Source organism: Yersinia alsatica (assembly GCF_025133195.1).
Lineage (GTDB): Bacteria > Pseudomonadota > Gammaproteobacteria > Enterobacterales > Enterobacteriaceae > Yersinia > Yersinia alsatica.
This window is the reverse complement of sequence record NZ_CP104006.1, coordinates 4,268,276-4,280,617: the sequence shown is the minus strand read 5'-3', so window position 1 is coordinate 4,280,617 and position 12,342 is coordinate 4,268,276. Positions and strand designations below refer to the sequence as shown.

The window sequence follows — 12,342 nt, the reverse complement described above, 5'->3', positions numbered from 1 at the left end:
TATTGGGTATACAACCGATTTATCAATCCCTTTTCGCGATATCAGCAAATGTACCTTGCAGTAATCGGCACAGATCTGTTGCAGCTAATTCAATGTCTAAACCGCGTTTGCCGCCAGAAACAAAGATAGTGGCATATTCTTGCGCCGGGCTATCAATCACTGTAGGGAGGCGTTTTTTCTGCCCTAATGGACTAATACCGCCAACTAAATATCCGGTGCTGCGCTGTGCCAACTGCGGGTCAGCCATTTCTGCTTTTTTCGCCCCCAATGCGCGAGCCACCTTTTTTAGGTCAAGCTGGGTGGCAACGGGGGTCACGGCAACCGCCAGATTTTTGGCATCACCATTTAATGCAACCAACAAGGTCTTATAGACTTGGTCTGCATTGAGCCCCAGCTTTTTAACCGCCTCATCGCCAAAGTTGGTCTCTGTGGCATCGTGGTGATAAGGGTGTAAGGTGAAAGGAACTTTTTGTTTTTCCAGCAAAACGACTGCAGGTGTCATAATAAACGTCCAATTTAAAATGAAGATTTATTCCAGTGGATTATCCTACATATGAACATTGGCGTAAGGTTAAAAATTAACCTAACAAAATCAGCATAATGCTCAAATGTCATGTGAGTTACGATGAATGTCGGTTGCTAATCTAATCGTCAGGTTGCTACCCTGTATTTGCTGCTCATATTATCCGCAAGGAATGTGAGCGCTTAATAACTAAAATAATGAAAATTCCTCTTTGACTGGCCGATAGCGATATCGGCCATTTTTTTATTGCAGGCCGGGTTGCAATAATTCAGGAAGATTTCCTTCGCCATATAAATGTAGTGCACCGACCGCAACCACATAGCGCCCGGCAGGTAATTGCTCCAGTTGCTGCTGCCAGCGTTTGTTGCGCTGAATCATTAGCACGTCGTACAGGCCTTGGCTAAAAGTGGGCGCCAGTGTGCTCAAATCATTTACCGGATGATGCTCCAGCCACCAGCTAATCATGGTTTGCAGCAGACGGGCATTGGTGTGCCAGTGGGTCAAAGTATCCAGCAGTAAAGACATGCCGTTGTCTGGCAGGGTCTCGAGCAAATCGAGCTGCATTTGCGCGCCTTCCAGCTCAATAACATTTTTCTCCTGTGCCGCAGCCGCTTTCAATAATTGGTAATCGATGCCGTATTCACCACGTAGCCCTAAACGTTGGGCCTGACGGGCCTGTAGCATTAGGGCAACTTGCCATGCTGGTAGAAACGCCATGGATTGTGGATCGCTGCCCAACTCTTCGCAGCGCTGCAATAACTGTTGATAATGCTCTTCAGATAACCGGTCAACTAATGCTTCATCAAGACTATCGTTACCAAAGGGCGAGGCTGTTTCAGTGATATCAGCTTCGACAATGAGCGCATCAGCCAGATTCAACTTATTGAGCAACTCGTGGGGAAGGGGAAACATACCTTCGGTTCCCATATGAATGCTACCGACTAAGTGAAAATGACGTTCACCGGGTAACGTGATATCCAAAGCTGGGTAGGTATAGGTCGCCGAGGCAGTGATGCCCAGAAATTTTGCGATGCGGCGTAATAATTGGCCCATGTGGTTCCCTTATTAGCGTTTTCTAACATGCTAAACGCTAAATGGCGCACAAGAAAGTGTTGTGCGCCATTAGGTTATCGGGAAAGCCCCTTTTGATTTTGAAACCGCACTGTTGTTAGCGGCATTCAGTGACTTATGGGCCTCAACTGTTCGAGCCCCACAAGTCGCCATTCCAATTACTTTGACACTTGGTGAGTGCTAGGTTTAAAACGCAGTAACCGGTTAGCATTACTAACAACTGTAATCGATGACAGAGCCATAGCGGCCCCCGCCACTACTGGGCTGAGTAAGGTTCCGGTGAAGGGGAACAAAATACCCGCTGCAATCGGAATCCCCAGCGCATTATAGAAAAATGCCCCCAGCAGATTTTGTTTCATGTTCCGCAATGTGGCTTTGGAAAGCTCTACTGCATCTGCTACCCCATGCAAACTATGGCGCATCAGGGTTATCGCCGCAGTTTCAATCGCAATATCACTGCCGCCGCCCATGGCAATCCCGACATCGGCCTGTGCCAGTGCTGGTGCATCATTGATGCCGTCGCCAATCATCGCCACTTTATGCCCGGCAGCTTGCAGTTGCTTAATCGCCTCTGCTTTACCATCAGGCAAGACTCCGGCGATCACCTGATCAATACCGGCTTCTTTGGCGATAGCATTCGCGGTAATAGGGTTGTCACCGGTTAACATCACCAGGTTGTATCCTTGCTGATGTAATCGTTGCAGTGCGCTAACACTATCACTGCGCAGTGGATCTCGAATCGACAATAGCGCTGCCGGTTTGCCTTGTGCCGTCAGAATAACCGGAGTAGCACCGCTTTCAGCTTGTTGCTGCATCAGTGATTGCAACTCACTGGTATCAATCTGCTGTTCCTCCAACAGACGATTATTCCCCAGCAATAGCGGGATGCCATCGACTTCACCACTGACCCCCAAACCGCGTAATGTACGGAATTGGTTAACCGTCGCCAGTGTCAGCCCCTCTGCTCGCTGTAAAATAGCACGCGCCAATGGGTGATTAGAGCCGGTCTCCAGTGCCGCCGCCCATTCCAATGCTTGCTGTTCGCTGACACCATTGAAGGTATGAATAGCGACCACTTGCGGCTGCCCTTCGGTCAGGGTACCTGTTTTATCGAACACTAAAGTGTCGAGGTTGCTGGCCTGCTGCAATGCATCTGCATCACGTACCAGTACACCAAACTCGGCCGCACGGCCTACACCGGAGATAATCGACATCGGCGTTGCCAGCCCTAGAGCACATGGGCAGGCGATAATCAGCACCGTCGTGGCGACTACCAGAGTGTAAACCAGCTGCGGTTGTGGGCCGAAGAAATACCAAATTAGCCCTGCAATAACCGCAATCGCGACCACCGTTGGCACAAACACGGCCGAGATTCTATCCGCCAATTTGCCGATTTCCGGCTTGCTGCTTTGCGCCTGCCGGACCAGTTTGATGATGCGCGCCAAGGTGGTCTGACTGCCAATGGCATTGGCGCGGAACAGCACTGACCCATCCTGCACTTGGGTTCCGGCATGGACGACATCACCCGCCGATTTTTGTTGCGGGATAGGTTCGCCGGTCAGCATGGCTTCGTCCATCCACACTTCACCTTGCACGATTTCACCGTCAACCGGAACGCGGTCGCCCGTCGTCAGGCGCAATGTCATGCCCAGTTGCACATCCGCGAGTGGGATGACCTGCTCGCCTTCGTCTGTCACCCGCCGTGCGGTTGGTGGAGCCAAGTCTAGCAAGCGCTCCAGCGCATTTGATGAACGCTGTCTGGCGCGTTGCTCCATAGCATGACCAAGGTTAATTAAACCGATGATCATGGCACTGGCTTCATAATAAAGATGGCGTGCTTCCATCGGGAAAACTTCTGGCCAGATATTCACCGTGATGGAGTAGAGCCAGGCCGCACCGGTACCCAAGGCCACCAAAGTATCCATGGTGGCACTGCCATTCTTCAGACTGACCCAGGCATTACGATAAAAGTGACCGCCGGCAAATATCATCACCAGCAGAGTGATCACCCCGACAATCAGCCACGGCGTTTGGGTTTCGGGCGTTAGCGTCATACTGCCGCCAAATAACCCCCATCCCATCAATGGGATACCCAGCAACAGGCCAAGAGCAGCTTGCCACTGAAAACGCTTCATACTGGCTTGCGACATTTGATGCTGGCGTTCACGCCGCTCGCCTTCGTCTTCAATGATTTCAGCACCATAACCGGCGTTTTTCACCGCGGCAATTAAGGCTTCATTGCTGGGGTGACCGGTCACTAATGCACTGCGCTCGGCAAGGTTGACGCGCGCCACCTCGACACCATCAACACTTTCCAGCGCATTTTGTACTTTAGACACGCAACTGGCGCAGCTCATCCCGGTCAGTAATAACTGAACACTGTCGCTATCACTGGCTGCGGGTTCTGCCGCTGATGTTGTTGCCGGAACAGTTGAAGAGGCCGCTGCCAGATGTTCCGGCTGAGATGGGGCTGAGTGAGTCAGCGGCTCAGTTTTTGGGGATTCAGCCCCTTGCCGTGTGGCGTGATAGCCCGCTTGTTCCACGGCATCAATCAATGCTTGTGCATCAGCCTGACCATAAATTTTGGCGCTATCGAGGGTCACATCAGCCGCAATCACACCAGGAACTGCTTCCAGTGCTTTACGGGTAGACTCGGTACAATGTCCACAACTTAAGCCGGAGAGCTGTAATTCAACATCCGGTGTTTGAGCTTCTTCCGCCTGATAACCTGCCTGTTTGACGGTATCAATCAGCACATGAGTTTCAGCTTCACCAGTGACTTTCGCATAGTGAACATTCACTTCAGCATGATGAACATCTTCACGGCTTTCTAGCGCAGTTTTCACGCGTTTGGCACAATTCATACAGGAGAGGCCGTGTAAGGCCAGCACTGTGGTTTGCAACATAGTTAACTCCTTATCGAGTAGGAACCTATCCATAAATTTTGTAGGGATAAGTTTAGTCGGTATTCCCCGTCATAGACCTTATTCATGGCAAAAATGGACTGATATATCGCCTTTAGCTGTACAGCTTTTATTCCGTTGACCGTCTTTCATTCTGCTTGACTAGCATGGTTATTTTCACTAATTATAGAGGTTAAACCTTCCAGCAAGGGGAAGGTCAAGGGGGAATGATGAATATCAGCGATGTCGCAAAAAAAACCGGTTTAACCAGTAAAGCTATCCGTTTTTATGAAGAAAAAAAACTGGTGACCCCGCCGATCCGGACGGATAACGGCTACCGCAGCTACAGTGCTAAGCACATTGAAGAATTGACACTTTTACGTCAGGCGCGGCAGGTTGGTTTTACACTGGATGAGTGCCGTGAATTATTGGCATTGTTTCATAATCCGGTTCGGCATAGTGCAGATGTGAAAGCCGCGACGTTGCAAAAAGTCGCAGAAATTGAGCAGCATATTAATGATCTTAATCAGATGCGATTACGCTTGTTGGCTTTGGCCGAAGAGTGCCCAGGCGATGATGGTGCGGATTGTCCGATTATTAATAATCTGTCGGGATGTTGCCATGCGGATAATAAGCAGGAAGCTAGCACCAAGCAAAAAGTTGAGAGTTAACCAAGAAATCGTTTACTGATTTTTTGTTATTAACCTCGGCGTATTTAGATAAATACGCCTTTAGATTAAATTTTCAGTGATGAGTTATTGGACGAACATGCAAAGTGTTGCCTTCCACTAATATCACTTCAACTTCAGTACCGACACTCAGCTCAGTGGCGCTGTAAATGCGCCAGCTACTGTCACCCACCTTCATGCGGCCGTAGCCATCAACGGTTGCTTCAGTTAGCGTTGCGCGCGTTCCCAACAATTGATGATTGCGTTGGTTCAGCATGGCGGGCTGTGGTTTGATGCGTTTGCTCAACCAGTACCACCAGAGGATGGCAGAGACCACTGTCAGCACAGAAAACAGCACGCCCTGCATTTCCCAGCTAAAAGGAAATAGCCAGACTAGAATGCCGACCACCACTGCAGCCACACCGCTCCACAGCATGTAACCACTGGCACCTAGCATCTCAGCGGCCAGTAATAGGCCGCCGAGTGATAGCCAAAACCAGTTTGGGTTTACTGCAATATCCTCCAGCATGGTTATTTACCCCGGCTGTTTTTACTCTCACCAATCAGTTCTGCGATACCACCAATAGCACCCATCAGGCTGCTGGCTTCCAGTGGCATCATAATGACTTTACTGTTATTAGCTGAGCCGATGTGTTGCAGTGCATCGGTATATCTTTGGGCCACAAAGTAGTTAATGGCTTGAATATCCCCAGCAGCGATAGCCTCAGAAACCATTTTGGTCGCCTGTGCTTCTGCTTCTGCCGCACGTTCACGCGCTTCAGCCGCCAAGAATGCGGACTGACGCTCACCTTCCGCTTTCAGAATTTGTGACTGTTTTTCACCCTCGGCACGCAAAATAGCCGCCTGACGAACCCCTTCGGCTTCCAGAATATCTGCACGTTTGGTACGTTCAGCTTTCATCTGAGCATTCATCGCAGAAATTAGTTCAGTCGGTGGGCGCACGTCGCGTATTTCAATACGAGTGATTTTAATGCCCCACGGGTTTGTGGCTTCATCGACGATATGCAGCAAGCGGCTGTTGATGTTGTCGCGTTGAGACAACATTTCATCCAGCTCCATTGAACCCAAAACAGTACGGAAGTTGGTCATGGTCAAGTTGACGATGGCGAGTTCCAAATTGCTGACTTCATATGCAGCTTTTACCGGGTCAATAACCTGGATAAAGCAGACGGCATCAATCGCCACGTTGGCGTTATCGCGAGAAATAATTTCTTGGGATGGGATATCCAGAACCTGTTCCATCATATTGATTTTACGACCAATACGATCCATAAATGGCACAACGATATTCAGGCCTGGCATCAGTGTTTTGGTATAACGGCCAAAACGCTCGACAGTCCACTGAAAACCTTGTGGGACGATCTTGATTGAGGAAAAGACCACAATCAAAGCTACAACGATAAGAACAGGGATGACCGTAAACATATTTAACTTCCTGTCAGCAATGAATATTGTTTCTTAATATTACGTGACAGAGCGCTAAATGCCTAACGAAAGGCAGGTAAAAGCGTGTAAAGGAGAAAAAGCGCGATTGGGGCAGAATAAAACAGCGCGGGATGGCCCCGCGCAGTAGCAAATAATGGCAATAGAATAACGGTGAATGACCGTTAAATATCCCTATCAGTACAGTAATGAATACAGTTGACGACGATATTTAGCTGCCAGCGCATCGCCAGTGCCTAATGCCGCTAAAATATCCATTAAAGTCTTACGAGCGGTACCATTGGCGGCGGCCAAGTCTTTCTTCAGATGCCCCAATAACAGCTCCAATGCTTCTTCGTTGCGACCCACCTGATGCAGTTGCAGTGCTAATTGCACCGCAAGTTCGGCGTTATCGGGTTGCTCAGCCACTTGCTGTTGTAGTTGCTGAATTTCAGGGGTATCGGCGGCCTGTTTTAACAACTCGATCTGTGCAATCAGCCCCTGGTAGCGGGTATCACGGTCCTGGAGCGGAATGGTCGCCAACACGCCTTCGGCATCTTCACTGCGGTTGAGCAGAATTTGTGCTTCTGCCAGTTGCAGCGCGATGTCGCTGGTTTGTGGGTTATGGCTTTGCTGCATCAATTGCCAGGCGTCTTTCAGCAATGGCAAGGCTTCCTGTGCATTACCCTCACTCATCAATTTTGCCGCTTCGGCTGCTTTCAGTTCTTCAGGTTTTGGCAGCACGCGTTGCAGCAGTTCGCGGATAACCTCTTCTGGCTGTGGCCCCTGAAAACCATCGACCGGCTGGCCGTCTTTAAACAGATAAACCGCCGGGATTGAGCGCAAACCAAACTGTGACGCAACCATCTGTTGTGCATCACAATCGACACGCGCCAGAATAAATTGGCCCGCATATTCTGCGGCTAATTTATCCAGCAACGGAGTGAGTTGCAGACAGTGCTGGCTGCGTTCTGACCAAAAGTAGAACAATACCGGCACAGCCATGGATTGTTCTAATGCCTGATGTAGGTTCGCTTCAGTAATATCAATCGTTGTAGGTGCTAGCATGAATTTTTTCTCTCATCTGTTTTAACAGTAGATGGGGGCAGATTATGTTGCTTCAACCCTGACGACTATTATCAAGAATTGCCGCGCAGGACTTTATCTAACATTCGTCCCGGTAATATACGGCGCAGTATTGTCAGTGCATGGGCCACCAAGGTGACTGGATAACGCAATTGTGGGCGCGGGCTTTCCAGCGCATGGCGCAATTTCGGTAATATAGCTTCCGGCGGCAGAGTAAAGCGCTTCGCAATACCGGGATTATTCACCGGTTTATCCGCTGCTGCCTGATTCACATTTTGCGTGAAATGGGTACTTATCGGGCCAGGTTCAATCAAGCTGACATGAATACCGCTGCCGTGCAGCTCCATACGCAATGCATCTGACCAGGCTTCCAGTGCATATTTACTGGCAGCATAAGCGCCGCGACCGGCGGTTGAAACCAGCCCCATGACTGAGCTGGTTTGAATAATACGCCCTTCGCTGTGGGGGAGCATTGCGGGTAGCAGCAACTGTGTTAGTTGGTGAGTGCCAAACAAATTGGTGGAAAATTGTTTCTCTAACTGTTGGCGAGAAATGGTGTGCAGTGGGCCGTAGAGGCCAAAACCGCCATTATTAAACAAAGCATACAAGCGCCCACCGGTCAGTTCGATGACTTGTGCTGCGGCACGTTCGACACTGTCACTGTCATCCAAATCCAGCTCAATACCTTCCAGACCCATCTGTGTCATTTTGACCACGTCATCGGGTTTACGGCAGGCGGCCAATACGCGGTAACCGCGGTTTTTCAAATCTTTTGCCGCAACCAGGCCAATGCCACTGGAACAACCAGTAATTAATACTGCTTTTTGCATAACTTTACCTAGTGAGTGAATCTATTTGTTTAAAGTAATGGTTAACTAATCACTATAATTCAATGTTATTTGATAACTAACGGTTTGAGCTGTTGCGCCATCCAATCAGCAATGAAAGGTTGGGCTTCTGCGTTAGGATGTAAACCATCATCCTGCATCCACTCCGGTTTTACGGCCACTTGTTCCATAAAGAATGGAACCAGCGGGATGCCAAATTGCTGTGCCAGTTGCGGATACATTGCAGTAAAGGCATCAGTATAACGGCGGCCATAGTTAGGCGGAATGCGGATTTGCATCAATAAAGGCTGGGCTTTCGCTTCCTTTATCAGATTGATAACTTGTGTGAGATCCCGTTGAATATCCGGTGTTGGAAAACCACGCAGCCCGTCATTAGCGCCCAGTTCAATCAATACCCAGCGCGGCTGATGTTGTTTGAGCAGGGCGGGTAGGCGCGCCAAACCTTGCGCGGCAGTATCACCACTGATACTGGCGTTAACCACCTTAGGCAGTGATGGCGTGGCTTGCCATGTTTTATCCAGCCGTGAAGGCCATGCTTCGGCAATAGGCAAGCGGTAACCGGCGCTTAAACTGTCGCCGAGAATCAAAAGTGTATCGGTTGCGGCGGCACGCAAACTGAATAATCCCAACAGTAATAGGAAGGGAAGATGCCAGCGGAAAACGTTCTTGAAGTTCATCATCTTAATAAACACGTCGGTCAGGGTGAGCAACAGCTCTCCATCCTTACCGGAGTTGAGCTGGTTGTCAAACCCGCTCAAACAATTGCGCTGATTGGTGAGTCAGGTTCAGGTAAATCAACTTTGCTGGGAATTCTGGCAGGTCTGGATGATGGCAGCAGTGGTGAAGTGAGCTTGCTGGGGCAGTCATTGACTGCTATGGATGAAGAAGGGCGGGCGCAACTGCGAGCCAAAAACGTCGGTTTTGTGTTTCAGTCATTTATGTTGGTGCCCACACTCAATACCTTAGAGAACGTACAATTACCCGCACTATTACGCGGGGAAAGCGAACGTGAAAGTAAAGTACATGCCATTGAGTTATTAAAGCAGGTGGGGTTGGAGAAACGTCTTCACCATCTTCCGGCTCAGCTTTCCGGTGGCGAACAGCAGCGCGTGGCGTTAGCTCGGGCCTTTAGTGGTCGGCCAAAAGTATTATTTGCTGATGAGCCAACCGGCAATCTTGACCGGCACACTGGCGACCGTATTGCCGATTTACTGTTTTCCCTTAACCGGGACTACGACACCACGTTAATTCTGGTGACCCATGATGTGCAACTGGCTGGTCGCTGCCAACGTCGGCTGCGCCTGCAGGACGGTAAATTGTGGGAGGAAGCATGATTTGGCGGTGGTTTTGGCGTGAGTGGCGCTCACCCTCACTGCTGATTGTTTGGCTGGCATTAACACTGGCGGTGGCCTGTGTGCTGGCGCTGGGCAGTATCAGTGATCGGATGGAGCAAGGGCTTAATCAGCAAAGCCGTGATTTTCTGGCGGGTGATAGGGTACTGAGAGCCTCTCATCCAGCACCGGAAGGCTGGTTACAGGAAGCGAAGCAGCAGGGGCTGACTGTCAGTCGCCAGCTTTCGTTTATGACCATGACCTTTGCTGGCGACCGACCTCAACTGGCTGATGTCAAAGCCACTGATTTGGCCTATCCGCTGTATGGCGAATTAGAAACCTTGCCTCCGCACGTCAAGCTTGAACCGGGGACGGCGCTGGTGGCCCCGCGTCTGCTGGCGCTGTTGGGGGTTAAGGTCGGGGATTCAGTTGAAGTGGGTGATACCTCGCTGAAAATTATTGGCGAAGTGATTCAGGAGCCAGATTCAGGTTTTAACCCATTCCAAACCGCCCCACGAATTTTGATTAATTTGAGTGATGTGGAAAAAACCGGTGCGATACAGCCGGGTAGCCGCTTGAGCTACCGCTATATGTTTGCTGGCTCACCCGATGCTATCGCGCAATTTAGTGACTGGCTTACACCACAACTGACACCGGAGCAGCGCTGGTATGGTTTACAAGAGTCCGGTGGTGCACTGGGTAAATCCCTGCAACGGGCGCAACAATTCTTGCTGCTATCGGCATTATTGACGTTATTGTTGTCTATTGCCGCGGTTGCTGTGGCGATGGGGCACTATTGCCGCAGTCGCTATGATTTAGTGGCGGTGCTGAAAACATTGGGGGCCGGGCGCAGTGCATTGCGACGGCTGATTATTGGCCAGTGGCTCTCTGTTTTGGTGCTGGCGGGTCTGTGTGGCAGCGTCATTGGGCTATTGTTCGAGAAAATATTAATCCGCTTATTGTCCCCGGTGTTACCGGCCGCATTACCAGCGGCCGGGTTATGGCCATGGGTATGGTCAATGGGATCGCTGGTATTGATTTCATTGCTGGTGGGGATTCGCCCTTATCGGCAATTACTGGCGACTCAGCCCTTGCGAGTATTGCGCCGCGATGTCTCTGCCAATGTTTGGCCACTACGTTACTTTATTCCGGTGATGATCGTGGTCGTGGTGGGGTTATTGGCCCTACTGATGGGTGGGAACGCTCTGTTATGGGCGATCCTCGGTGGCATGGTGGTATTGGCGCTGCTGTTAGGTGTCATTGGCTGGGGCGGTTTATTGCTGCTACGTCGCTTGACCGTCACTCGCTTGTCATTGCGGCTGGCGATCAACCGGTTATTGCGCCAACCGTGGATGACTCTGACCCAACTGGCGGCATTCTCACTCTCATTTATGTTATTGGCTTTGTTATTGGTGCTGCGCGGGGATCTATTGGATCGCTGGCAACAACAGTTGCCGCCAGATAGCCCCAACTATTTCTTGCTGAATATCACTCCGCAGCAGGTGCCGCAAGTGACTGAATTCCTCACCCAGCATCAGATAACGCCGTCAACTTTCTATCCTATTGTCCGGGCGCGTTTAACGGAAATTAACCAGCAACTGGCGACGGAGCGGGTACATGAAGACGCCCCCGGTGGCGAGGCTGTCAACCGGGAGCTGAATCTTACCTGGCAGCAGGATCTACCGGCGCACAATCTTTTGACTGCGGGGCAGTGGCCACCAAAGGCAAATGAAGTGTCGATGGAGCAGGGGATTGCTGACCGATTGGGAATTAAAATCGGCGATAAGCTGACATTCAGCGGCGATACCCAGTCATTTGAGGCCACGGTGAGCAGTATTCGTCAGGTAGATTGGGAAAGTCTGCGTCCTAATTTTTACTTTATTTTCCCGCCGGGTGCGCTGGATAATCAGCCGCAAACTTGGCTGACCAGCTTCCGCTATCAAGGGGATGGAGAGGTGCTGACGCAATTAAACCGCCAGTTCCCAACCCTCAGTTTGCTGGATATCGGCGCGATGCTTAAACAGGTCGGGCAGGTGCTGCAACAGGTGAGTCGTGCACTGGAAGTGATGGTCATTCTGGTCATTATTTGTGGCACTTTGTTGCTGTTGGCACAAGTACAGGTCGGCATGCGCCAGCGCCGTCAGGAGTTGGTGGTCTATCGCACGCTCGGGGCAAGTAAACGCTTACTGCGGGGCACATTGTGGTGGGAGTTTGCACTACTGGGATTGGTTGCTGGCTTAGCGGCGGCAATCGGTGCAGAAGCCGCACTCTGGGCCTTGCAGCGGTTAGTGTTTGATTTCCCATGGCAACCTAACTGGGTGATGTGGTGGTTACTGCCATTGGCGGCGGCACTGTTACTGTCAGTTTGTGGTGGTTGGTTGGGCGCGCGATTGTTACGAGGCCGAGCATTATTCAGAGGATATGAAAGCTAGTTCTGTTCTAGTGCGGGCAGTGCGTAACTGCCCGCTT

At 50.6% G+C, this 12,342-nt stretch carries 11 protein-coding genes; 3 read left to right on the top strand and 8 right to left on the bottom strand.

The features are described 5' to 3' along the window. Positions 1-22: 22 nt before the first annotated feature. The 3 genes from ybaK to copA all read right to left on the bottom strand — a co-directional run bounded on the left by ybaK (position 23) and on the right by copA (position 4,500). Entirely contained in the window at positions 23-502 is a 480-nt protein-coding gene (gene ybaK, locus N0H69_RS19390) for a Cys-tRNA(Pro)/Cys-tRNA(Cys) deacylase YbaK (protein WP_005167764.1), read from the bottom strand. A gap of 264 nt (positions 503-766) precedes the next feature. After that, positions 767-1,576, bottom strand: coding sequence for a TraB/GumN family protein (locus N0H69_RS19385; RefSeq protein WP_050144935.1), 810 nt, complete (start codon positions 1,574-1,576; stop codon positions 767-769). 176 nt (positions 1,577-1,752) lie between these two features. After that, positions 1,753-4,500, bottom strand: a complete 2,748-nt coding sequence (copA, locus tag N0H69_RS19380) for a copper-exporting P-type ATPase CopA (RefSeq protein WP_050151515.1) — start codon at positions 4,498-4,500, stop codon at positions 1,753-1,755. A gap of 227 nt (positions 4,501-4,727) precedes the next feature. Here copA and cueR point away from each other — a divergent pair, with 227 nt between their 5' ends. Beyond that, positions 4,728-5,168: a Cu(I)-responsive transcriptional regulator gene (cueR, locus tag N0H69_RS19375; RefSeq protein ID WP_050151513.1), complete on the top strand. Its 441-nt coding sequence runs from the start codon at positions 4,728-4,730 to the stop codon at positions 5,166-5,168. A gap of 73 nt (positions 5,169-5,241) precedes the next feature. On the opposite strand, the gene N0H69_RS19370 is transcribed toward cueR, so the two are convergent. The 5 genes from N0H69_RS19370 to tesA all read right to left on the bottom strand — a co-directional run bounded on the left by N0H69_RS19370 (position 5,242) and on the right by tesA (position 9,219). Beyond that, entirely contained in the window at positions 5,242-5,694 is a 453-nt protein-coding gene (locus N0H69_RS19370) for an NfeD family protein (RefSeq protein ID WP_050108856.1), read from the bottom strand. A 2-nt stretch (positions 5,695-5,696) separates the two neighbouring features. Then, positions 5,697-6,611 (bottom strand): SPFH domain-containing protein, encoded by a 915-nt coding sequence (locus N0H69_RS19365; protein WP_004712636.1) that lies wholly within the window; start codon positions 6,609-6,611, stop codon positions 5,697-5,699. Between the two features lie 195 nt (positions 6,612-6,806). Continuing rightward, a complete protein-coding gene (locus N0H69_RS19360; RefSeq protein ID WP_050151511.1) occupies positions 6,807-7,676 on the bottom strand; it encodes a co-chaperone YbbN in 870 nt (289 codons plus the stop codon). A 71-nt stretch (positions 7,677-7,747) separates the two neighbouring features. Further along, positions 7,748-8,524 carry an SDR family oxidoreductase gene (locus N0H69_RS19355; RefSeq protein ID WP_050133511.1) on the bottom strand — a complete coding sequence of 259 codons (777 nt, stop codon included), beginning with the start codon at positions 8,522-8,524 and terminating at the stop codon, positions 7,748-7,750. Positions 8,525-8,589: 65 nt separating this feature from the next. Next, positions 8,590-9,219, bottom strand: coding sequence for a multifunctional acyl-CoA thioesterase I/protease I/lysophospholipase L1 (gene tesA, locus N0H69_RS19350; protein WP_050151576.1), 630 nt, complete (start codon positions 9,217-9,219; stop codon positions 8,590-8,592). Here tesA and ybbA point away from each other — a divergent pair. Further along, entirely contained in the window at positions 9,190-9,876 is a 687-nt protein-coding gene (gene ybbA / locus N0H69_RS19345; RefSeq protein WP_050108998.1) for a putative ABC transporter ATP-binding protein YbbA, read from the top strand. The genes tesA and ybbA overlap by 30 nt on opposite strands. Continuing rightward, complete coding sequence (gene ybbP, locus N0H69_RS19340) at positions 9,873-12,305, top strand: putative ABC transporter permease subunit YbbP (RefSeq protein ID WP_050151509.1); 2,433 nt, start codon at positions 9,873-9,875, stop codon at positions 12,303-12,305. Before ybbA ends, ybbP begins: the two co-directional genes overlap by 4 nt. The last annotated feature ends 37 nt before the right edge of the window (positions 12,306-12,342 follow it).

Excerpts from the sequence above, each read along its gene's own strand:
- ybaK (WP_005167764.1), bottom strand. The coding sequence starts at position 502 with ATGACACCTGCAGTCGTTTTGCTGGAAAAACAAAAAGTTCCTTTCACC.
- N0H69_RS19385 (WP_050144935.1), bottom strand. The coding sequence starts at position 1,576 with ATGGGCCAATTATTACGCCGCATCGCAAAATTTCTGGGCATCACTGCC.
- copA (WP_050151515.1), bottom strand. The coding sequence starts at position 4,500 with ATGTTGCAAACCACAGTGCTGGCCTTACACGGCCTCTCCTGTATGAAT.
- cueR (WP_050151513.1), top strand. The coding sequence starts at position 4,728 with ATGAATATCAGCGATGTCGCAAAAAAAACCGGTTTAACCAGTAAAGCT.
- N0H69_RS19370 (WP_050108856.1), bottom strand. The coding sequence starts at position 5,694 with ATGCTGGAGGATATTGCAGTAAACCCAAACTGGTTTTGGCTATCACTC.
- N0H69_RS19365 (WP_004712636.1), bottom strand. The coding sequence starts at position 6,611 with ATGTTTACGGTCATCCCTGTTCTTATCGTTGTAGCTTTGATTGTGGTC.
- N0H69_RS19360 (WP_050151511.1), bottom strand. The coding sequence starts at position 7,676 with ATGCTAGCACCTACAACGATTGATATTACTGAAGCGAACCTACATCAG.
- N0H69_RS19355 (WP_050133511.1), bottom strand. The coding sequence starts at position 8,524 with ATGCAAAAAGCAGTATTAATTACTGGTTGTTCCAGTGGCATTGGCCTG.
- ybbA (WP_050108998.1), top strand. The coding sequence starts at position 9,190 with ATGCCAGCGGAAAACGTTCTTGAAGTTCATCATCTTAATAAACACGTC.
- tesA (WP_050151576.1), bottom strand. The coding sequence starts at position 9,219 with ATGAACTTCAAGAACGTTTTCCGCTGGCATCTTCCCTTCCTATTACTG.
- ybbP (WP_050151509.1), top strand. The coding sequence starts at position 9,873 with ATGATTTGGCGGTGGTTTTGGCGTGAGTGGCGCTCACCCTCACTGCTG.